Origin of the sequence: Rodentibacter rarus (assembly GCF_001998965.1) — a bacterium.
In the GTDB taxonomy this organism is placed as follows: domain Bacteria; phylum Pseudomonadota; class Gammaproteobacteria; order Enterobacterales; family Pasteurellaceae; genus Rodentibacter; species Rodentibacter rarus.
In genome coordinates this window covers 1-21,141 of record NZ_MLHJ01000064.1, presented here as the reverse complement: position 1 = coordinate 21,141, position 21,141 = coordinate 1, and the positions used below count along the sequence as shown (strand labels likewise).

Annotated in this window: 22 protein-coding genes, 7 tRNA genes and 2 pseudogenes; 18 read left to right on the top strand and 13 right to left on the bottom strand. The window is 39.3% G+C overall.

Annotated elements, in window-relative coordinates:
* The first annotated feature begins 9 nt into the window (after nt 1–9).
* The 7 genes from def to BKK50_RS12690 all read left to right on the top strand — a co-directional run bounded on the left by def (nt 10) and on the right by BKK50_RS12690 (nt 6,734).
* Nucleotides 10–519: a peptide deformylase gene (gene def, locus BKK50_RS07290; RefSeq protein WP_077416741.1), complete on the top strand. Its 510-nt coding sequence runs from the start codon at nt 10–12 to the stop codon at nt 517–519.
* Between the two features lie 214 nt (nt 520–733).
* A complete protein-coding gene (gene fmt, locus BKK50_RS07285; protein ID WP_077416785.1) occupies nt 734–1,690 on the top strand; it encodes a methionyl-tRNA formyltransferase in 957 nt (318 codons plus the stop codon).
* Complete coding sequence (rsmB, locus tag BKK50_RS07280; RefSeq protein WP_370597106.1) at nt 1,690–3,072, top strand: 16S rRNA (cytosine(967)-C(5))-methyltransferase RsmB; 1,383 nt, start codon at nt 1,690–1,692, stop codon at nt 3,070–3,072. The genes fmt and rsmB overlap by 1 nt, the downstream gene beginning before the upstream one ends.
* Before the next feature lie 17 nt (nt 3,073–3,089).
* Nucleotides 3,090–3,896, top strand: coding sequence for a glycosyltransferase family A protein (locus BKK50_RS07275; RefSeq protein ID WP_077416739.1), 807 nt, complete (start codon nt 3,090–3,092; stop codon nt 3,894–3,896).
* Entirely contained in the window at nt 3,893–5,269 is a 1,377-nt protein-coding gene (gene trkA / locus BKK50_RS07270) for a Trk system potassium transporter TrkA (protein WP_077416737.1), read from the top strand. Before BKK50_RS07275 ends, trkA begins: the two co-directional genes overlap by 4 nt.
* A 69-nt stretch (nt 5,270–5,338) precedes the next feature.
* Nucleotides 5,339–5,728 carry a large-conductance mechanosensitive channel protein MscL gene (gene mscL / locus BKK50_RS07265; RefSeq protein ID WP_077416735.1) on the top strand — a complete coding sequence of 130 codons (390 nt, stop codon included), beginning with the start codon at nt 5,339–5,341 and terminating at the stop codon, nt 5,726–5,728.
* A 538-nt stretch (nt 5,729–6,266) separates the two neighbouring features.
* Nucleotides 6,267–6,734 carry a hypothetical protein gene (locus tag BKK50_RS12690; protein ID WP_208606202.1) on the top strand — a complete coding sequence of 156 codons (468 nt, stop codon included), beginning with the start codon at nt 6,267–6,269 and terminating at the stop codon, nt 6,732–6,734.
* Between the two features lie 384 nt (nt 6,735–7,118).
* Here the strand turns inward: BKK50_RS12690 and rplI are convergent, their stop codons facing one another.
* From rplI to infA, 5 genes are all read right to left on the bottom strand, one after another.
* Nucleotides 7,119–7,568 carry a 50S ribosomal protein L9 gene (gene rplI, locus BKK50_RS07255; RefSeq protein WP_077416733.1) on the bottom strand — a complete coding sequence of 150 codons (450 nt, stop codon included), beginning with the start codon at nt 7,566–7,568 and terminating at the stop codon, nt 7,119–7,121.
* Between the two features lie 15 nt (nt 7,569–7,583).
* Nucleotides 7,584–7,814 carry a 30S ribosomal protein S18 gene (gene rpsR, locus BKK50_RS07250; RefSeq protein WP_018355466.1) on the bottom strand — a complete coding sequence of 77 codons (231 nt, stop codon included), beginning with the start codon at nt 7,812–7,814 and terminating at the stop codon, nt 7,584–7,586.
* 11 nt (nt 7,815–7,825) lie between these two features.
* Nucleotides 7,826–8,152, bottom strand: coding sequence for a primosomal replication protein N (gene priB, locus BKK50_RS07245; RefSeq protein ID WP_077416731.1), 327 nt, complete (start codon nt 8,150–8,152; stop codon nt 7,826–7,828).
* Nucleotides 8,139–8,516 carry a 30S ribosomal protein S6 gene (gene rpsF, locus BKK50_RS07240; RefSeq protein ID WP_077416729.1) on the bottom strand — a complete coding sequence of 126 codons (378 nt, stop codon included), beginning with the start codon at nt 8,514–8,516 and terminating at the stop codon, nt 8,139–8,141. The genes priB and rpsF overlap by 14 nt, the downstream gene beginning before the upstream one ends.
* Before the next feature lie 193 nt (nt 8,517–8,709).
* Nucleotides 8,710–8,928, bottom strand: a complete 219-nt coding sequence (infA, locus tag BKK50_RS07235; protein ID WP_013746899.1) for a translation initiation factor IF-1 — start codon at nt 8,926–8,928, stop codon at nt 8,710–8,712.
* 26 nt (nt 8,929–8,954) lie between these two features.
* Here infA and BKK50_RS13065 point away from each other — a divergent pair, with 26 nt between their 5' ends.
* From BKK50_RS13065 to BKK50_RS12295, 7 genes and pseudogenes are all read left to right on the top strand, one after another.
* Complete coding sequence (locus BKK50_RS13065) at nt 8,955–9,086, top strand: hypothetical protein (RefSeq protein ID WP_256843204.1); 132 nt, start codon at nt 8,955–8,957, stop codon at nt 9,084–9,086.
* A gap of 44 nt (nt 9,087–9,130) precedes the next feature.
* Nucleotides 9,131–9,991, top strand: coding sequence for a 16S rRNA (adenine(1518)-N(6)/adenine(1519)-N(6))-dimethyltransferase RsmA (rsmA, locus tag BKK50_RS07230; protein ID WP_077416727.1), 861 nt, complete (start codon nt 9,131–9,133; stop codon nt 9,989–9,991).
* Nucleotides 9,992–10,006: 15 nt separating this feature from the next.
* The gene (apaH, locus tag BKK50_RS07225; RefSeq protein WP_077416725.1) at nt 10,007–10,834 is read left to right on the top strand and encodes a bis(5'-nucleosyl)-tetraphosphatase (symmetrical) ApaH; all 828 of its coding nucleotides are present in this window, start codon (nt 10,007–10,009) and stop codon (nt 10,832–10,834) included.
* A gap of 53 nt (nt 10,835–10,887) precedes the next feature.
* On the top strand, nt 10,888–11,529 hold the full coding sequence (locus BKK50_RS07220) for an HI_0552 family protein (RefSeq protein ID WP_077416723.1): 642 nt from the start codon (nt 10,888–10,890) through the stop codon (nt 11,527–11,529).
* Between the two features lie 82 nt (nt 11,530–11,611).
* Nucleotides 11,612–12,946, top strand: coding sequence for an NAD(P)/FAD-dependent oxidoreductase (locus BKK50_RS07215; RefSeq protein WP_077416720.1), 1,335 nt, complete (start codon nt 11,612–11,614; stop codon nt 12,944–12,946).
* Nucleotides 12,947–13,025: 79 nt separating this feature from the next.
* A pseudogene (locus BKK50_RS13215) lies at nt 13,026–13,115 on the top strand (hypothetical protein); the annotation flags it as partial.
* A gap of 39 nt (nt 13,116–13,154) precedes the next feature.
* Nucleotides 13,155–13,646, top strand: a pseudogene (locus tag BKK50_RS12295) (IS3 family transposase); the annotation flags it as partial.
* A gap of 143 nt (nt 13,647–13,789) precedes the next feature.
* Here the strand turns inward: BKK50_RS12295 and folD are convergent.
* The gene (gene folD, locus BKK50_RS07200) at nt 13,790–14,647 is read right to left on the bottom strand and encodes a bifunctional methylenetetrahydrofolate dehydrogenase/methenyltetrahydrofolate cyclohydrolase FolD (protein WP_077416716.1); all 858 of its coding nucleotides are present in this window, start codon (nt 14,645–14,647) and stop codon (nt 13,790–13,792) included.
* A gap of 173 nt (nt 14,648–14,820) precedes the next feature.
* On the opposite strand from folD, the gene BKK50_RS07195 reads away from it, so the two are divergent.
* Both BKK50_RS07195 and BKK50_RS07190 read left to right on the top strand, forming a co-directional pair.
* A tRNA-Pro gene (locus tag BKK50_RS07195) sits at nt 14,821–14,897 on the top strand.
* Between the two features lie 52 nt (nt 14,898–14,949).
* A tRNA-Arg gene (locus BKK50_RS07190) sits at nt 14,950–15,026 on the top strand.
* A 337-nt stretch (nt 15,027–15,363) separates the two neighbouring features.
* On the opposite strand, the gene BKK50_RS07185 is transcribed toward BKK50_RS07190, so the two are convergent.
* From BKK50_RS07185 to BKK50_RS07165, 5 genes are all read right to left on the bottom strand, one after another.
* Nucleotides 15,364–15,439, bottom strand: a tRNA-Val gene (locus tag BKK50_RS07185).
* 53 nt (nt 15,440–15,492) lie between these two features.
* Nucleotides 15,493–15,568: transfer RNA gene (locus BKK50_RS07180), tRNA-Val, on the bottom strand.
* Between the two features lie 64 nt (nt 15,569–15,632).
* A tRNA-Val gene (locus tag BKK50_RS07175) sits at nt 15,633–15,708 on the bottom strand.
* A 40-nt stretch (nt 15,709–15,748) separates the two neighbouring features.
* Nucleotides 15,749–15,824, bottom strand: a tRNA-Val gene (locus tag BKK50_RS07170).
* Between the two features lie 155 nt (nt 15,825–15,979).
* A complete protein-coding gene (locus BKK50_RS07165; protein WP_244149432.1) occupies nt 15,980–17,878 on the bottom strand; it encodes an LTA synthase family protein in 1,899 nt (632 codons plus the stop codon).
* A gap of 367 nt (nt 17,879–18,245) precedes the next feature.
* Between BKK50_RS07165 and gltX the strand changes: the two genes are divergently transcribed.
* Together gltX and BKK50_RS07155 are read left to right on the top strand one after the other, a co-directional pair.
* A complete protein-coding gene (gltX, locus tag BKK50_RS07160) occupies nt 18,246–19,688 on the top strand; it encodes a glutamate--tRNA ligase (RefSeq protein ID WP_077416714.1) in 1,443 nt (480 codons plus the stop codon).
* A 78-nt stretch (nt 19,689–19,766) separates the two neighbouring features.
* Nucleotides 19,767–19,842, top strand: a tRNA-Ala gene (locus BKK50_RS07155).
* A gap of 23 nt (nt 19,843–19,865) precedes the next feature.
* Here BKK50_RS07155 and BKK50_RS07150 read toward each other — a convergent pair.
* Nucleotides 19,866–20,873: a tyrosine-type recombinase/integrase gene (locus tag BKK50_RS07150; RefSeq protein WP_244149433.1), complete on the bottom strand. Its 1,008-nt coding sequence runs from the start codon at nt 20,871–20,873 to the stop codon at nt 19,866–19,868.
* On the bottom strand, nt 20,786–21,109 hold the full coding sequence (locus tag BKK50_RS12290; RefSeq protein WP_143529779.1) for a helix-turn-helix domain-containing protein: 324 nt from the start codon (nt 21,107–21,109) through the stop codon (nt 20,786–20,788). The genes BKK50_RS07150 and BKK50_RS12290 overlap by 88 nt, the downstream gene beginning before the upstream one ends.
* Between the last annotated feature and the right edge of the window lie 32 nt (nt 21,110–21,141).

Sequence of the window (21,141 nt, the reverse complement as noted above, 5' to 3'; positions counted from 1 at the left end):
AGAGAAATTATGACCGCACTTAATGTATTAATTTATCCTGACGACCATTTAAAAGTGGTCTGTGAGCCCGTATCTGACATCAATGATGATATTCGTAAAATTGTTGATGATATGTTCGATACTATGTATCAACAAGAAGGCATTGGTTTAGCTGCCCCACAGGTTGATATTTTACAACGCATTATCACCATTGATATTGAGGGCGACAAACAAAATCAATTGGTTTTGATTAATCCGGAAATTTTGACCTCAGAAGGTGAAACCGGTATTGAAGAGGGCTGTTTGTCGATTCCCGGTGTGCGTGCACTTATACCTCGGAAAGAAAAAGTGACCGTAAAAGCGCTTGATCGTGATGGGCAAGAATTTACCTTAAATGCGGACGGTTTACTGGCGATTTGTATTCAACACGAAATCGATCATCTTAACGGCGTTTTGTTTGTGGATTATCTTTCACCGCTCAAACGTCAACGGATTAAAGAAAAATTGATTAAATATAAAAAACAGATGGCGAAGCAGTAACCGATATTATGTAGTCCACGTACAACACAGGGATTTCAACGAAATGTAGGGACACACTGTAATATATTGAAATTTGATTTTATAACGGACGCACGCAGTGTTTCCCTACCCTTGTGCAACAGAGACATCATCACGAAAAGTGCGGTTAATTTTGACCGCATTTTATTTTCTCATACGACTTAGAACATTATTCAACATAACGCAGAACATCATGATGAAACCACTCAATATAATCTTTGCAGGTACGCCTGATTTTGCCGCACAGCATTTACAGGCTTTACTCCATTCCCAACATAAGGTGATGGCGGTTTATACGCAGCCTGATAAACCGGCGGGGCGTGGTAAAAAATTACAGGCGAGCCCCGTGAAACAGCTTGCCGAACAACATCATCTCCCGGTTTACCAACCTAAATCTTTACGCAACGCTGAGGCACAAGCTGAATTACAAGCCTTAAACGCTGATGTGATGGTGGTGGTGGCTTATGGCCTAATTCTCCCTAAAGCGGTTTTAGATGCTCCCCGTTTGGGTTGTTTGAATGTGCATGGTTCTATTTTGCCCCGTTGGCGTGGTGCAGCACCTATTCAACGTGCGATTTGGGCTGGGGATGAGCAAACAGGCGTCACGATTATGCAAATGGATGAGGGCTTAGATACCGGGGATATGTTACACAAAATCTATTGTGATATTTTGCCCACAGAAACCTCAGCCAGCCTTTATGATAAATTGGCTCAACTGGCTCCTCCTGCACTCATTGAGGTGCTTGATCAATTGGAAAGCGGAAAATTTATCGCCGAGAAACAAGAGAATAGCCAAAGCAACTATGCAGATAAACTTTCCAAAGAGGAAGCCAAATTGGATTGGTCGCTTTCAAGCGAACAACTTGAACGGAATATTCGAGCCTTTAACCCTTGGCCGATGGCTTATTTCAGTACGGAAGATAAAGAGGGAAATTTACAAACCTTAAAAGTGTATCAAGCGGAAGTGTTACCCCATCAAGATAAACCGGTGGGAACAATTTTACGAGCGGATAAAAACGGCATTCAGATTGCCACGGCTGACGGTGTGCTAAATATTTTGCAACTGCAACCGGCAGGGAAAAAGCCGATGTCGGTTCAAGATTTATTGAATGGGCGTGCGGACTGGTTTCCTCTGGGTAAGGTGTTAGCTTAATGAAAAATACCCCCTCACAACCCCAAGCGGACAAACCTAAACCAATGAAAAAAATAGCGAAAAAATCCACCGCACTTTCCTCTAGAGCCGTGGCGGCACAGGTTATTTTACAGGTGCTTGATGAGGGAAAATCCCTTTCGAGCTTAATTCCTGATGTTCAAGCTTCCCTGAAAACACAGGATTTACCGCTCCTCCAAGAAATCTGTTTTGGCATATGCCGTGTATTGCCTCGTTTGGAACAGATTATCCAACACCTTGTGGATAAACCACTCAAAGGCAAAATGCGGATTGTGCATTGTTTATTGTTGGTCGGGCTGTATCAGTTGCTTTATATGCGAATTCCTCCCCACGCGGCGGTGGATGAAGTGGTGAATGCCACAAAAGCCTTGAAATCAGACAGTTTCCGAGGGTTAGTCAATGGCGTATTACGCCGTTTTCTGCGTGAACAAGAAAGTATTTTGGCGCAAGTGGATAAACATTGGCAAACCTTACATCCCGAATGGTTTGTCAACAAGTTGAAAAAGGCTTATCCCAATTGGCGTGATATCATTCATGCGAATAACCAAAAACCGCCGATGTGGCTACGGGTTAATGTACAAAAAAATAGCCTGGAAAACTACCGCACTTTATTGGTGGAATCAGGCATTTTGGCAGAAACCGGCTCTCATTCTCAGGCGTTACGTTTAACCTCACCAACGCCGGTACAAAAATTACCTTATTTTTCGGAAGGTGTGGTAACGGTACAGGATTTGAGTGCTCAATGGGCAGCCATTTTGTTGGAACCCCAAAATGGCGAATGGATTTTAGATGCCTGTGCCGCCCCCGGGGGGAAAACCACCCATATTTTAGAGCTCGCTCCACAAGCGAATGTGATTGCATTGGATGTGGAAGCCCATCGTTTGAAACGAGTGGAAGAAAATCTGGCACGTTTGAATCAGCAGGCGACCGTAATCTGTGGTGATGCCACTTTGCCCGATGAATGGTTGGCAGAAATTGGAAAAAGTGCGGTGCAATTTGACCGTATTTTATTAGATGCCCCTTGTTCCGCTACCGGTGTCATTCGCCGTCATCCCGATATAAAATGGCTACGCCAAGAAACGGATATTGCACAACTTACGGCATTACAAAACAATATTTTGAAAGCACTTTGGGCGAAATTGAAACCGAACGGTATTTTACTGTATGCCACCTGCTCCGTGTTACCGGAAGAAAATGATGAGCAAATTCGTACTTTTTTATCGGAACAATCCGATGCGGAATTATTACCCCTCCCTTTTGAAGAGGTGATAAGTGACGATAAAAGAGCGGTTGGTTTTCAGTTTATTCCGCAAGAAATGGGAGGAGATGGATTTTACTATGCTAAGTTGCGTAAACGTGCGTAGACAAAAAGGAGGCGGAGATGTTCCCCCATATTGATGTGATCATTCCTTGCTATAATGCGGAAAAAACATTAGCACGTGCGGTAGAATCGGTGTTAAATCAACCTTGCTTAGGCAAAATTTGGCTGATTGATGATGCATCAGCAGATAACACTTTCGCATTAGCACAAAAATGGGCAAAAGATTGTCCCGAGCGGATCGGAGTGGAAAAAATGCCGCTCAATGGCGGAGTGGCGAAAGCGAGAAATTGGGGCGCATTACAATCCACCAACGAATTTATCGCTTTTTTAGATGCTGACGATGCTTATGAGCCCGGTGCATTGGAAGTGGCGGCTGCCACCTTTCATTTTCAACCGGACACATCGGTGGTACGTTTAGCCTTAAAGCCCATAGGATTGGCAAGCCGCTATGTGGAACATCCTAATTTTGATTTTGCTTGGCAGCATATGAGAATGACCTGCGGTGGGAATATGGTGTTTCGCCGTGCTTTTTTCCTAGCCTGTGGCGGTTTTCCTCAAGATGCACTATTCCGTGAGCTGGGCGGTGAAGACGGCGCATTGGGAATTGCCACAACAAGAATTGGCAAAGTGGCGACATTATTCGATGAGGTGGGCGTGTTACATTATTGCCGAGCGGGTATGCACGCTGAGCGATTATTAGAGGCGATTTTGTTTCAAAAAACAGCCGAAGGGGTAACAGAGGAAAAAATGGCGCAGGCAAATGCAGTAACGGATGAAATCTGTCGCCGAATGGAAGCCTTAAAGTGCGGTCTAAATTCGCAGCAAATTGGTATTCGCCCCCTGATCTTAACAAGGAGTGAGGCGTGAAAATAATGATCCTTGGTGCCGGACAAGTTGGCACGACATTAGCGGAAAATTTGGTTAGCGAAGATAATGATATTACCTTAGTAGATAATGAATCACCACAGCTTCAAGCTTTACAGGAAAAACATGATTTGAGGGTGGTTCAAGGCTCTCCTTCCTCCCCCAAAGTGTTGCGTGATGCCGGTGCGGCAGATGCCGATTTAATGGTGGCGGTCACCTCATCAGATGAAATCAATATGGTGGCGTGTCAAATGGGCTACACATTATTTAATACACCAACACGTATCGCACGTATTCGTAATTCGGAATATTTGCGTGAAAAAGATAAACTATTTAATGATGAAAATATCCCGATAGATCACCTTATTTCACCGGAAAATTTAGTCACCGATGAAATCACGCGCCTTATCGCCTATCCCGGTGCATTACAAGTGGCGCATTTTGCTAAAAATCGTATCAGTGTCGTGGTGGTAAAAGCCTATTACGGTGGTGCGTTGGTCGGTCATGCTTTATCGGCATTTAAGGAACATATGCCACATATTGAATGCCGTATTGTCTCTATTTTGCGTCATGACAAAAGCATCCGCCCTCAAGGTTCGACTATTATTGAAGCCGGTGATGAAATTACCTTTATTTGTGCGACTGAGCATATTAAAGCGGTTATTAGTGAATTACAACGCCTTGAAAAGCCCTATAAACGGGTAATGATTGTCGGTGGTGGAAATATTGCCTCTGGGGTGGCAAAACAATTGGAAGACCATTGTATGGTAAAACTCATTGAGCGTAATGCTGAACGTGCGCAAACTTTGGCGGAAAAATTATCAAAAACATTGGTTTTCCATGGGGATGCCTCAGACCAAAATTTATTATTTGAAGAGCATATTGAAAACGTGGATGTATTTCTCTCTTTGAGTAGTGATGATGAAGCGAATATTATGTCTGCGCTATTAGCAAAACGCTCAGGAGCAAAGAAAGCGATGGTTCTGATTCAACGTATGGCCTATATCAATCTTATCCAAGGCGGCACGATTGATATTGCTGTATCCCCACAGCAAGCTACGATTTCAGCCTTGTTAGGTTATGTGAGAAAAGGCGATGTTAAAAATGTGGCAAGTTTACATCACGGCACCGCAGAAGCCATTGAAATTGTCGCCCATGGGGATGTTGACTCTTCCAATATTATTGGGCGCAGGATACGTGATATTCGATTACCGGCAGGCTGTATTATCGGCGCAATTTTACGTCATAACGAGGTAATAATTGGTCATAAAAATATTGAGGTTCAAGATGGTGATCACGTTGTCGTCTATCTCAGCGATAAAAAAGCGGTGTCTGAAATTGAGAAATTGTTCCAACCAAGTGCATTTTTTATTTAAGTGTTTACTTTTTAGCTACAGCTCATATAGAATACAGCCCCATTTATTCATTTATCAAAAGGAAAATTTATGAGCTTTATAAAAGAATTTCGCGAGTTTGCGATGCGTGGCAATGTTGTCGATATGGCTGTGGGGGTCATCATCGGTGGTGCATTCGGTAAAATTGTCAGTTCATTGGTCGGTGATGTGGTGATGCCAGTATTAGGGGTATTAACCGGTGGCGTAGATTTCAAAGATTTGAAGTTCATCTTGGAACCGGCAAATGGTGACACCCCGGCGGTAACACTCAATTATGGTATGTTCATACAAAATGTCTTTGACTTTGTGATTATTGCATTTGCAATTTTCTTAATGGTGAAAGGTATTAATAAGCTTAAAAAACCGGTTGAAAAAGCAGTGGCCGAACCATCTAATGAAGAAAAATTACTTACTGAAATTCGTGACTTATTGAAAAAGTAATTAATTTTAGATATACAAAAAAGTTGGCTTATGCCAGCTTTTTTATATCCAATTTTTGGCATTATGAGATAAAGTATTGCTCTATATAAACTTATAATTTTCAATATTTTGAAAAGAGTTGTGCTGGAAAATATAAGGGTATAATAGACAAAATGGTTGATCAAAAGTGGGTTAAGTCCTTATAGCAAAAGGCTTTAACCCACTTTCTTGAAATATGAGTAAAAAACTACATTTTCTGTCAAAGTCCAAATATCTGTAAGTTTGGTATTAGAAATAATATTCAGCATATAGATGTAATGAATGTCATAAAATGTTTTCTTTTAAAGAAAAATTAGAACCAATAAAAATTTGTCAAGATTATTCATAGGGAAAACAAACTTATAAACAGCTTGCTAATAAATATCTATACTTGATTAGAACGATATAGCGATACGTTTTAAATGCACCTAAAACAAGATTAAACCTACCTAAAAATAATACACTTAACCTTCTCATTGATTCGAGCTTTTGGGGAAGAGAATTTGGTGTACTTGTCCTAATGGATTCGCTCTCTAAAAAAATGGTTTATCATCAAATTATCAAAAGCGAGAAAGATATTTATTACTTTATTGCTATCATCAAACTTAGAGAAAAAGGCTATAAAATTCAATCAATTACTTGTGATTGCAGATGGGAGTTATTGAAAAACGAGCTGAATATTTCCACTCAATTTTGTCAGTTTCATCAAGTTGCAATTGTGATTAGAAACCGAACAAGGAATCCAAAATCAGAGGTGGAGAAAACCCTAAAAATATTAACCAACCCCTTTAAAATAAGTAGTAAATCAGCGTTTTACGTTAATCTACATAAATGGTATCTTGAATATAAAACATATTTGGAAGAGCGTTCTGATAAGCCTAATGATAAAGGAAAATATTTCTATAAATATAGAAATTTAAGAGGTGCTTATTTAGGTTTAAAGAGAACCAAGATTATCTTTTTTGCTTTGAAAAATACCCGGAATTGAAAATAGAAAAGGCGAATAATCGACTAGAGGGACTATTTGGAGAACTTAAGTAGATATTATTTATTAAAGATTATTTTAAATAAAAAGAGTTGATCATAAATTAATGATCCGTCCATTATGGCATAGGAAAAAAAGATCAACTATTTTGTCTACTATGCCTAAATCAGTAAAAATCCGTCATTCATAGAAAATGAGGCTTGACTTTACTAAAGACAAAGCTCAAGCGTTTGTTGTTTAAAAAGCGGGTGTACTTAGTCATAGAAATCTACCTACACCTTAAGTTGGTTGGTATTTAGTCCAATTTTGGGGGGGAGATAATTTTTCTTTTATTACTAATTAAAAAACCCGACTTAAAGCCGGGTTTTCTTTGAATGTATGAATAAATTATTCAGCAACAACGATAACGTTTAATGATGCGAATACTTCACCATGAAGTTGGAAACGAACATCGTGTTCACCAAGTGTACGGATTGGACCATTTGGTAAACGCACTTCGCTTTTCGCAATCTCAACACCGGCTGCGACTACGGCTTCAGCCACATCTCGTGTGGTAATTGCACCGAATAAACGACCTTCATCACCCGCTTTAGAAGCAATGGTCACAGAACCAAGGGCTTCTAAACGTTCTGCGCGATCGACCGCAGCAGCTAATGCTTTCGCTGCTTTTTCTTCTAATTCGGCACGACGTGCTTCAAAGTGTTCAATGTTAGCTTTGGTTGCCATTACTGCTTTACCTTGTGGGATTAAGAAGTTACGGGCAAAACCTGATTTAACATCAACTTGATCACCTACGTTACCGAGGTGAACGATTTTATCTAAAAGAATAACTTGCATTCGACCTTCTCCTTATTAATGATGATGTGCATCAGAGTAAGGTAATAACGCTAAATAACGCGCACGTTTGATCGCACGAGCTAATTGACGTTGGTACTTCGCACGAGTACCGGTAATACGGCTTGGTACAATTTTGCCGCTTTCAGAAATGTAGTTCTTTAATGTAGCGATATCTTTGTAATCGATTTCAACAACATTTTCCGCTGTGAAACGGCAGAACTTACGACGACGGAAATAACGTGCCATTTGGCTGTCTCCTAATCTATAAATTCGATTTGCTCGGCGTGTAACACTAATTGATTTAAACCTTTTGAGGTTTTATGTGAGGTAACAAAACCCACTATCAATAGTCGACTGCCGACCGTAATGCTTTGAGTTTTCTCTATTAATTGATTACCACTCACTTGAATGAGCATTTTTAACCACGCTTGACGTGGTAAGTCAGTTTCGATTTTTTCAGAACGATGTTCTAACCAAAATTGACAATGCTCAATCCCGCTTGGGCTTTTAAATCGTTTCGGTAACTGAGTGACGATACCCATTAACGAAAAACGATTATCAATGGTTGAATTACTCTTCAGCATCCTCAAAATCGTTGTTTTCAACTTCAGTTAAAACTTTACGATCTTCTTTAGTTTTAACCATTGGGGACGCTTCTGTTACGGCGTGCTTAGTGTGAATAACAAGACTGCGTAATACAGCATCGTTATAACGGAAAGTCGTTTCTAGCTCGTCGATGACTTGTTGAGGCGCTTCTACATTCATAAGCACATAATGTGCTTTGTGTAATTTGTTAATTGGGTACGCTAATTGGCGACGACCCCAATCTTCTAGGCGATGAACTTGACCACCGGCTTCTTTTACAGAACCTGTGTAACGTTCAATCATACCTGGTACTTGCTCGCTTTGGTCCGGATGAACCATAAACACGATTTCGTAGTGACGCATGACTGCTCCTTACGGGTTAATCAGCCTTTGACGGAGATTAGCCACCAATCTGCAAAGGCAAGGAACGAAAATTCAATGTGGCTAAGGGTTGCGGATTATACAGAAAATTTTACTTTCCGCAATAGACTTGAGGTGTTTTTGGACAAAAAGAAAGCCGATAAACAATCGGCTTTTTACGCTGTTCAAATCAACATTAACGGCTACGGAAAACAATTCGCCCTTTGCTTAAATCATAAGGGGTCATTTCCACGGTAACTTTATCGCCGGTTAAAATACGAATATAGTTTTTACGCATTTTGCCTGAAATATGCGCAGTCACCACATGACCGTTTTCTAATTCCACACGAAACATGGTATTGGGTAAGGTTTCCAAAATGGTCCCTTGCATTTCAATGCTATCTTCTTTTGCCATGGTATCCTCTAAAAATAATGGAGTTTATGACCGCACTTTGGGTCAATCTTGAAAAACCCGCGGATTATAGCGGGTTTTGGGCTTATGCGAAAGATGAAAATAAAATTGAACAGAAAAAAGTCAATTTAGTCGGTACTTGCAACGATTTACAAACCTAAAACAGGCTCTATAATAACCGCACTTTAACAGAAAAATGACGATAATGAATTCAAAAAAACACTTAGGACATACCGCCCGTAAACGTTTCGGACAAAATTTTTTGCACGATAACAATGTGATTCAAAATATTGTGGCGGCGATTTATCCCCAAAAAGACCAATTTTTAGTTGAAATCGGCCCCGGGCTTGGCGCTTTAACCGAACCGGTTGGCGAGCAGGTCGAGCATTTAACCGTGGTTGAACTTGACCGTGATTTGGCTGAACGCTTACGCCACCACCCTTTTTTGCATCAAAAATTAACGGTCATTGAAACCGATGCGATGCAATTTAATTTTGGGCAACTTTACGAGGAACAAACCCAATCGCCAAAACAAAAATTGCGGGTATTCGGTAATTTGCCTTATAACATTTCTACCCCGTTAATGTTCCATCTATTCCAGTATCATCACATCATTCAAGATATGCACTTTATGCTCCAAAAAGAAGTGGTGAAACGTCTGTGTGCAGCACCAAACAGTAAATCCTACGGGCGATTAACCATTATGGCGCAGTATTTTTGTCAAGTGATGCCGGTGTTAGAAGTGCCGCCAACTGCCTTTAAACCTGCACCAAAAGTGGATTCAGCGGTGGTTCGTCTTGTTCCGCATACCACCTTGCCTCATCCGGTGAAGGATTTATACTGGCTTAATCGTGTTTGTTCCCAAGCCTTTAACCAACGTCGTAAGACATTGCGCAATGCACTTTCAACGCTCTTTTCGCCTGAAAATTTGACCGCGCTTGGTATTGATTTAAATGCCCGAGCAGAAAATCTCACTATTGCGGAGTATGCCCGTTTAGCGAATTGGTTATCAGATAACCCACCTGAAGAAATGGCGAAGACTGATATCATTGATACGGATGATTAATTAAAGAGCGGTACTATGGCAACTTATTTTGTCGGTGATTTACAAGGCTGTTTTGACGAACTCCAGCTTTTATTAGATCGTGTTCAGTTCAATCCTACGCAAGATAAGCTTTATCTTGTGGGCGATTTGGTGGCGCGGGGCAATAAATCCCTAGAATGTTTACGTTTTGTCAAATCTTTAGGCAATGCAGCTCAAACAGTGTTAGGCAATCACGATTTGCATTTAATTTCGACCGCACTGGGCATCAAGGAAGTGAAACCTCGTGATCGAGTGGAAGCGATTTTTAATGCGCCTGATTTTGAAGAGCTGATCGATTGGTTACGTCATCAACCCTTATTAGTCCACAACGAAAACCAAGGATTTGTGATGGTGCATGCGGGCATTTCCCCAGACTGGGATTTGGCAACGGCGAAAACCTGTGCAAAAGAAGTCGAAACGATTTTACAACAGGGCGATATAAAAAAACTGATTTCACAAATGTATGACAATCAACCGGAACGCTGGTCGCCGAACCTACAAGGTATTGAACGCTGGCGTTATACGATCAATGTGTTTACCCGTATGCGTTTTTGCTATTGGGATCACCGCTTGGATTTTGCTTGCAAACAGCCACCTAAAGAGGCACCGCCAGAGCTGACCCCTTGGTTTAATTTGGATAATCCGCTTTATCAGCGGATACCGATTATTTTTGGCCATTGGGCAAGTTTGGTTGATGAACCCACCCCACCGAATATTTACGCCCTTGATACAGGTTGTGTGTGGAATAACCGAATGACCCTGTTGTGTTGGGAAGATAAACAATGTTTCAGCCAAAGTGCGGTCAAAAATTACTGTGATTTTTAATGAGGGAGTGCCAAGATAGCGCCCCAACTTGTTTTTCTTACGATACCTTAACAATGTTCAGCTTATCCGAAAAATCTTGTGATCTTTTTAATCGCCCATTTTTTCAATTTGCCCAAATGAAGAAATTTTGTCCTGAAGATATTCCAATGATCAAAGCACGTTATAAAGCGGAGTGGGACAATTGGAAAAGGATTATTCAAGCAGTATCTCACCAACTTGGAACGCCCTTTGCCCAACCTCATATTGAAAGTTGGACGAATGGATGGCAAGTGCGCGCCCACTTTTTTGCTTTTTTTAAATATGAATTTCATCAGAATTCAGCGGCTATTTTTTCCGTTTTGCTGAACCGTCGCCGTCTTTTGGTGAGTTTGGATTGGCATTGTTACCGTGCAGATCGCTCACTAATTCATGTGTGGCAATATAATCAATGGTTAGAAAATTTTGATTTTTCACGCTTTGCACAATTTGATTTATGGCGAGGGGATGAAAGCGAGTATGCGGACTTCCAACAAGTTGCTCAATTTTCGCAAGATGATTTAACGCTACGTCACGATAAGGATTTTTGGTGCATAGGCAAAAATATAGAAAAAACAGATTTCGCACAGTTGAACCCTGTTGAATTTATTACACAAACCATTCTAGAACTCACACCATTATACGAGCGTGTACATCAAATTGAATTCCCTTCTCATTGAATACTGATTTTTTTCATCTCCTTATGCTATCATTACATTAATTTAACATTTTTTAACAAATTTATTATTTTAGGAGAACCTTATGAAAAATATCGTGATCGTTGGTGGCGGTGCCGGTGGTATTGAGCTGGCAACTTTCTTAGGCGATAAACTTGGTCGTAAAAAACAAGCAAAAGTCACCCTTGTGGATCGTAACGCGACTCATCTTTGGAAACCGTTATTACACGAAATTGCAACAGGTGTGATGGATGACGGTGTGGATTCGTTAAGCTACCGTGCTCATGGTAAAAACCATTATTTTAGCTTTGAGCAAGGCTCAATTACACGTATCAACCGTGAACAAAAGTATATAGAACTTGCACCGATTTATGGGCAAGAAGGCGATATGCTTGTTATTGCCCGCCGCATTCCTTACGATTATTTAGTGGTGGCAATTGGCAGTAAATCGAACGATTTCAATACCAAAGGCGTGGCAGAAAATGCGATTTTCTTAGACAGTTCCGATCAAGCCTTGCGTTTCCAACATAAAATGTTGGAACTCTTTTTGAAGTTTTCTGAAAACCGTGTATTAGATGACATTGGTGAAGAAGAATCAAAACAAAAACTGGTAGATGAAAATAAAGTCAATATCGCCATTGTTGGCGGTGGTGCGACAGGGGTGGAATTGACCGCAGAACTTTATCACGCAGCAGAGGATTTATCCTCCTATGGCTACGGTAAAATTGACAGCTCTTGTTTGCAAGTGACACTGGTCGAAGCCGGAGAACGTTTATTGCCCGCATTGCCTAAAGATCTTTCTACCGCAGTGTTAGAGGAACTATGTGAAATGGGGGCGAATGTAAAACTGAATACTATGATCACCGAGGCGAAGCCTAATACACTTCTGACTAAAGACGGAGAAGAAATCAAAGCTGATCTGATTGTTTGGGCTGCCGGTGTGAGAACGTCAACAGTAACCCAAAGCTTTGACGGCTTAGAAATCAACCGCATCAATCAATTGGTGGTGAAAGATACTTTACAAACCACCGTAGATGACAGCATTTTTGCCATTGGTGATTGTGCCGCACTCACTCAAGAAAACGGTAAATTAGTACCGCCTCGTGCTCAGGCAGCACATCAAATGGCAAAGGCTTGTGCCAAAAATATCTTTGCAATTTTTGAAAATAAACCACTGAAAGCCTTTAAATATAATGATAAAGGGACATTGGTTTCACTTTCCAGTTTCACCGCATTGGGCAGTTTAACCAATAAATTTGGCAAAAATCCATTAACCGTACATGGTAAATTTGCACAGTTTGCTTATGTTTCTCTTTATCGAATGCATCAACATGCATTACACGGTTGTATCAAAATAGGCTTGATTATTTTGGTTGATAAAATTAACCGCTATTTAAAACCGAGATTGAAGTTACATTGATCTATGAAAAAGTGCGGTCAATTTGATCTGATCCCAAAAAGTTAGACTAAACTTCAACTCACTAAGGTGCAGATTTTTTATGACTAGATATAACTCATTTTTCAAACAGCAAGTGATCGAATTTTATCTCCAACATAATAAAAATCGATCACTGACACGCAAACAATTTCATCTCAAAGAGAGTACGTTAAGATTTTTGATTACCCGATTTAATCACAGTGGAATTAATGAGAAATGGGTAACAGATGTCAGTGAGTTTAAATGTGTTGAAGGCAAACTTTATTTATCACCAATTAAAGACCTGTTTAGCGGCGAAATTATCGCTTATAACTTGGCACCACGCCCAAATTTTGGGCAGATTACTGGAATGATGGAGCAGGCGATTTTAAATTTGGATGATGCCCCCATTCTTCATTCAGACCAAGGGGGGTAGTATCAAATGCAGGGGGATCAATGTTTGTTGAAGGAAAATGGGATTAGGAAAAGTATGTCGAAAAAAGGCAATTGCCTTGATAATAGTACGATGGAGAGCTTTTTTACCCGATTAAAAACGGAATGTTATTACGGCAAGCGATTTGAAATGTTTGAGCAACTTGAAAAAGCGATTCATGAATATATTCATGACTACAATCATGAACGGATTCAAGCAAAACTAAAAGAACTAAGCCCTGTGGAATACAGAACTCAGTCCTTGAATTAAATGAGTCCAATTTTTGGGGCTGGTTATTTTGACCGCACTTTGATTTTCACCTAAAAAGTTGAATACCTAATTTGAGGTGCAGATTCTGGTTAGGTATCCAACTTTTTTTAGGGGGGAGCACTTCTTTTTGTTATATCAAATTGTTATACCAAACCATTGTTGTGTTCATAGGCATAAAGAGTATTATACATTAACATTGCAACGGTCATAGGTCCTACTCCGCCTGGGACGGGGGTTATATAGCTGGCTTTTTGGGCAGCGACTTCAAATTCTATATCACCGACTAATTTTCCTTCAATACGATTGATGCCGACATCAATGACGATGCCCCCTTCTTTTACCCATTCACCCGGTACAAGGTTAGGTTTGCCAACTGCAACGACTAAAATATCTGCTTGACGAACATGGGTTTCAAGATCTTTTGTAAAACGGTGAGTGACGGTAACCGTTGCGCCTGCAAGTAATAATTCCAAGGACATTGGACGACCAACGATATTTGAGGCTCCGACAATTACAGCGTGTTTACCATGTAAATCAACACCGGTTGTTTCTAATAATTTCATTACGCCATATGGTGTGCAAGCACGTAAAGTCGGGATGCGTTGACATAGTCGTCCAACATTATATGGATGGAAACCATCCACGTCTTTTTTTGGATCAATGCGTTCAACAATGGTTTCTGAATTAATTTGTTTTGGAAGGGGAAGCTGTACCAAAATGCCATCAATGGTTTTATCTGCATTTAATGTATCAATTAGTGTGAGTAATTCTTGTTCGGTTGCCGTTTCCGGTAAATCATAAGACTGGGAGAAGATACCGATCTCCTCACAACTACGACGTTTACTTGCCACATAAACTTGAGAGGCAGGATCACTACCGACAAGAACTACGGCAAGTCCCGGTACGCGTTTACCTTCATTATGGTAAGCGGAAATTTTTTGTGAAACCTCCGATTTGATTTGTTTGGATAGTGCCGTGCCGGAGATAATTTTTGCAGTCATTGGAAAGCCTTAACAATAAAAAGTAAACGTTTGCTATTTTAGCTGACAATGGGAAAATTTACAAAATCAAATATCGTGAATGGAAAATTGAGATAATTTTGAGCAATTAAATAAAAATGAAAAAAAAATTAATTGACTGAATAATAAACCTCTCTATAATTGACCGCACTTGTCGGCGAGTAGCGCAGCTTGGTAGCGCAACTGGTTTGGGACCAGTGGGTCGTAGGTTCAAATCCTATCTCGCCGACCACTTCTTTTATATTTTCCTCGAAATTTCATACAGAAGATGTAACCCTTAAAATGCGCCCTTAGCTCAGCTGGATAGAGCAACGCCCTTCTAAGGCGTGGGTCAAAGGTTCGAATCCTTTAGGGCGTGCCATTTAGTTCCTCATTCACCAAGATAAGTTTTACTTTAATGAATCTTTACTTTGAGTATTAGTCCATTTCCTTTTTCCTTATCCATTATTGAAAATATTAATTAGCAAAGATGTTTTGTGTATAAGTAAATTTGTCTCTAGGATAATGCTGGTTTTTCCTTCTAAGGCCAGATTGCAAGTATGCAGTTATGTTAGGGGGAAGTGCTAGGCTCTGTTCGGTGTTGTTCTATGCTATCAATGATAATGTTCACCGCTTTCTATAAAGATGGTTACCTCTATTACGGTATTAGAAAGCGTGAAATCAGAAAGTAAACTGAACTAATTTAGAAAAATTTAGACTGGTGGGCGATACCGGTCTCGAACCAGTGACCCCCTCCTTGTAAGGGAGGTGCTCTCCCAACTGAGCTAATCGCCCGATAATACTAAGATTTGAACCTCATATTTCGGTTTATTTAAACACTTGGTAAGTGGTGGGCGATACCGGTCTCGAACCAGTGACCCCCTCCTTGTAAGGGAGGTGCTCTCCCAACTGAGCTAATCGCCCACTTATAGACAGCGTTTAAATAAAAGGGAAGTTTGAGCGGAAAGGATACTTAAATTTAATTAAGTGGTGGGCGATACCGGTCTCGAACCAGTGACCCCCTCCTTGTAAGGGAGGTGCTCTCCCAACTGAGCTAATCGCCCGCTTGGTCAAACTCTACAACAGGAAACTACTTTTAAAAAGTGGTGGGCGATACCGGTCTCGAACCAGTGACCCCCTCCTTGTAAGGGAGGTGCTCTCCCAACTGAGCTAATCGCCCTCTGTTGTGGGTCACGATTATAGATATTTGGGGCTTTTCGTCAAACTTTTTTTTTAAAAATCAGGTTTAATTGATGTTTTTTTAATCTTAAAAATTATTTTTTAAAAAAGAGAGCGCCAAATTCAAAAAAGAAAGGAGTTAAGCTATAGATAGAATCATACTGTTTTTCCATTTTGAACAAGGTAATTAATTTGCCAATGCAATAATTGCTGATAGTCTTTAATTTTTTGCTTTTCTTGAGATGTGCAATTAAACGGAGTTTTCGTATACACATATTTTTCATTTTCCCAATGATATTTGATATTATCTTTTCCCATAATATCAATCACTCCTGAACTATCTGCCCATGCCCAAGGAGTAATAGCAAAAGCATATTGTGGTTCATCTTGTAAAGCTAACATATTTCTTCCGCCGACCGTCCAATATTCCGCCTCAGATAAGCTAAGAGAGAAAAGTGTTGGCATAATATCTTTATGTGAACCGATCCTATTTTTATCAAAATGAATCGGTAAATGTTTTTTTAATGTTTCAGGCAAATAGATTAAAAAGGGAACGGAATTTGATGAAAATACCTCTTTTGGCATATCTTCCCTTAATGAACGAACATGATGATCTCCTGTTGCGGCAAGAATAATGCGATTTTTTAAATGACCTTTAGTGAGATTATCAAAAAAACGACCTAAAGCATTACAGGCATATTGATATGTTGCCAGTGTATTATAACGTTCTCTATCATTATTACCGTATTTTTCCCTTAACAAAGAAGGTGTTAAATTTTTTACTACATAGCTTCTAGGAATTTGGTAAGGTGGATGATTTGTCATTGTTAATATACTAATAAATACGGGAAAATCACTTTCAACTAATAGTTTTTCTGCTAATTTAAAGGCGTATTCATCTGCGATCCCCCAATACGATAGGGTTTCTTTTGCTTCAGGAAAGTAATCAATAATGCTATTTTGATCATATACTTCATCTACACCTTGTCTAAGAAAATAATTTCCAAAATTCCGCCACATCATATTACCTGATGTAATAAAAATGGTTCGGTAGCCTTGTTTTTTGTAAGTTAGATACGAGCTAAAGGGAAGTGACGTTTTTTGTGCAATAGATTGAGAAATATTTTCAATTGGGCTATTGAAAAATATATTAGATACCGTTGATGCTGTTCCTACATATTCAGCAAGGAAACGATTAAATAAAAAACCTTGAGTAAAATAAGGGCGTAGATTACCGAGTAGATCATTCTTATCAATATCATCGTACTCTAAAAAGTTATAGCCAAAACTTTCCATTAAAGAAAATACAACATGAGGTTTATTTTTTGCTAAATAATCATTTTTATTTGTTTTCTTAATTAAACTATCAGTATTGAAAACTGCTTTTATCAGTTTGATTCCCTCTTTTTCCTCAACTTTAGTGAAATTAATCTGTTGCTTTTTATCTGAAAAGGCCCATTTCATTGCAATTATCCCGTTTGGAACCATTTTATTAATAATCGTATTGTCGCTAACCTGAGCATGGTTTCTTCCTAAAGGCTCTGAGCGTAACGTACCACGAGCAAATAGAAATAGAGTAAATAGAATTGTAACTAAAAATAAATAATTGATATGTATATCCAAGGTAAATGTATGAGTATTATTTAGTATTGAAAGGTTAATGATTAAGAATAGTGATGAGATAAAAATTATAGTAATGATTAAATAAATGACAGGATAATCATCATAAATGTTTTTTATAATAGCTTTTGTATCATCCTCTATCAATCCAAAAATAAAAAGATCATAATGATTGTTATAAGTTCTATAATAATAAATATTTCCAATTAGAATTGCTGAGGATATTAAGGAGATAAAAGTAATATATGATAGTAGAGCATATATCATTAGGTTATAATCAATAAAGGAAGTTATTATACCTAATATAAAGAAAGGAGATAGAATAATCGAAATGACTTTTAAATCAAAACGCAAGCCAAAAAGATAAAGACGTTTAAATGATGTTCTGTATTTACTATTTTTCTTGAGTTCTCTAGGAAGAAATTGGCTGATCATTATATATCGAATAGTAGAAAACAAAAAAGAAAATAGAAAAAAGTTAACAGTAAGGCTAATAGAGATTGATTGGATATAATTATGAATCATCGGTTTGCTTGGAGTATGTAAAATGATTAAATTAATAACAACGATCTAGTGAGAAGGTGAGTAAATGTTTTACAGTTGTCTCTTGAATTTAAATGCGTCCGTTATTGAATTGATAGAAAAGTAAGCTATAAAATATCGAAAAATTTGTCAACAAAATTTATATCTTTATACTGGTTTGCCAAGATTTTTATTTTCACTTTTAAAGTTTTTGCTATGATTCATCCTAAACCATAGTAGAATAGCGTGATTTTATCTCAAATTCACAGGTGATACTAAAATGAAAATTGAAACTCTTTTCCCTTTCTCTCCTAACGTTAAAGTACGCACACGTTTTGCCCCAAGTCCAACGGGCTATTTACACGTAGGCGGTGCACGTACGGCACTTTATTCTTGGTTATTTGCAAAACATAATCAAGGTGAATTTGTACTACGCATTGAGGATACGGATTTAGAACGCTCAACACCGGAAGCGACAGCAGCAATTTTAGAGGGAATGGAATGGCTTAATTTGGCTTGGGAGCACGGGCCTTATTATCAAACCAAACGTTTCGATCGTTATAACCAAGTGATTGATGAAATGCTCGAGCAAGGTTTGGCTTATCGTTGTTATTGTACAAAAGAACGTTTGGAAGAATTACGTCATAAACAAGAGCAGAATAAAGAAAAACCACGTTATGATCGTCATTGCTTAAATGATCATAGCCATTCGACAAATGAACCTCATGTAGTACGCTTTAAAAATCCAACGGAAGGCTCGGTAGTCTTTGATGATGCGGTGCGTGGGCGTATTGAAATCAGCAATAGTGAATTGGATGATTTAATTATTCGCAGAACCGATGGTTCACCGACGTATAACTTCTGTGTGGTGGTGGATGACTGGGATATGGGGATTACTCACGTTGTTCGTGGTGAGGATCATATTAATAATACTCCACGTCAAATTAATATTCTCAAATCCCTTGGCGCACCGGTTCCAGTGTATGCCCATGTTTCTATGATCAACGGGGATGATGGACAAAAACTCTCTAAACGTCATGGTGCAGTGAGTGTGATGCAATATCGTGACGAAGGGTATTTGCCGGAAGCCTTGGTCAATTATCTCGTGCGTTTAGGCTGGGGACATGGCGATCAAGAGATCTTTAGCCGTGAAGAAATGATCAAGTATTTTGAATTAGATCAGGTAAGCAAATCAGCCAGTGCCTTTAATACCGATAAACTGTTGTGGCTAAACCATCATTATATCCGTGAGTTACCGCCGGAATATGTGGCAAAACACTTGGAATGGCATTATCAAGATCAGGATATTGATACCTCAAGCGGTCCCGCATTAAGCGAAATTGTGACAATGCTTGCCGAGCGTTGTAAAACCTTAAAAGAAATGGCAAGCACAAGCCGTTACTTTTTTGAGGAATTTGAAACCTTTGATGAAGCGGCAGTAAAAAAACATTTCAAAGGCAATGCATTGGAAGCCCTTGAAAAAGTAAAAGAAAAATTGACCGCACTTTCTACTTGGGATTTACATTCTACCCATGAAGCGATTGAACAAACCGCTACGGAACTTGAAATGGGTATGGGGAAAGTAGGAATGCCATTACGTGTGGCTGTGACAGGTTCCGGACAATCGCCATCAATGGATGTGACTTTGGTTGGAATTGGACGTGAACGAGTGCTTGCTCGTATTCAACGTGCGATTGATTTTATTCAATCTCAAAATGCTTAATATTTAATCGTCTGATTTTTTTCGAGATAATTTCATATTGACAGTGATAGCGGTAAAATTTAAGATACCGCCATCTTTGGGGATATAGCTCAGTTGGGAGAGCGCTTGAATGGCATTCAAGAGGTCGTCGGTTCGATCCCGATTATCTCCACCAAATTTATCAACCTTATCAATTAGTTAGTGATTGGTAAGGTTTTTTGCTTTTTGGCATTGTGCCAATTTTGTGTCAAAAAGCTGAACATTGTTTGCATGGCTATGTAAGTGTTCGACAGATAAGTGAGCATATTTCCGCACTGTGTCTGTTTTACTCCACCCACCAAGCTCCTGTAATACATATAACGGTGTTCCTGACATAATATGTCTTGTTGCCCATGTGTGTCGCAAGTCGTGGAACCTGAAATCCTTGATTCCGGCTCTCTTTAAAGCAGATCTAAATGCTTTAGTGTTTGCAATTCTAACTGGCTTTCCTTTATATGTAAAAACGTTCTCTTTATGCTTGCCAAATTGTGATAAAATTACTTCAATAGCTTTGTCGTTTAGTGGGACACCAATGCTATTTCCTGTTTTTGACTCTTCCGAATTAACCCATGCTTGCTTTTTCGGAAGATCAATTTGGCTCCATTTTAACTGAGTGATATTTGACATTCTCAACCCGGTTAAAATAGCGAATTTAACTATTGGCTTTAAATGTTCCGGCAGCTCTTCAAGTAACCGAATTTCTTCATATTCGCTTAACCATCGAACACGTCTTTTCGGTTCAGGTAAAAATTTGATTGCCGGACATTTATCTAGCCATTCCCACTCAACGGCCGCTCTAAGTATCACTCTGATTTGCTGTAAAATCGCATTAATGGTGCGATTTTTAACGCCTTCCTTTGCTTTTTCAGACTGAATGAACTTAATGAGATTACGATCAATTTCGTTGAGTTTTTTATCGCCTAAATACTTATTAAGCCAACGCAAGCCGTAAAGCATATTGCGATCTTCTTTGCGTTTTGGTTTTTCTTCAAGCCATTGCACTACAGCTTGCTGCCAAGAATAATCCGGGCGTTCACCGAGTTTAAATACTCGCCAACATTCGTTGTATTCTTTTGAGGCTAACTGTAATGCTTGGTTTTTATCGCTAGTCCTAGCGCTTCGGCGTATCCGCTCACCATTTGGCGAGGTGAACGAGAAATGCCAGATTTCACCCCTCTTTTTGAGGGAGATGATTTGACGTGACATAAATTCTCCTTATGCCCCATCTCTTGTTCGAGGCTATCTTTATCTTTTTTAAGGTGATTTTCAAGAGCTTCTAGATCAAATTTCCACTTTTTGCCGATCTTGTATGCTGGGATTTCTTCTTTGGCCGCTTTTTCTCTTAGTGTAACTGGGTGCATATCTAAAATTTCAGCAGCTTTTTTAGTTCCAATTAGTTGCATTTCTTATCCCTTTAAAATATCCGGCACTTCAA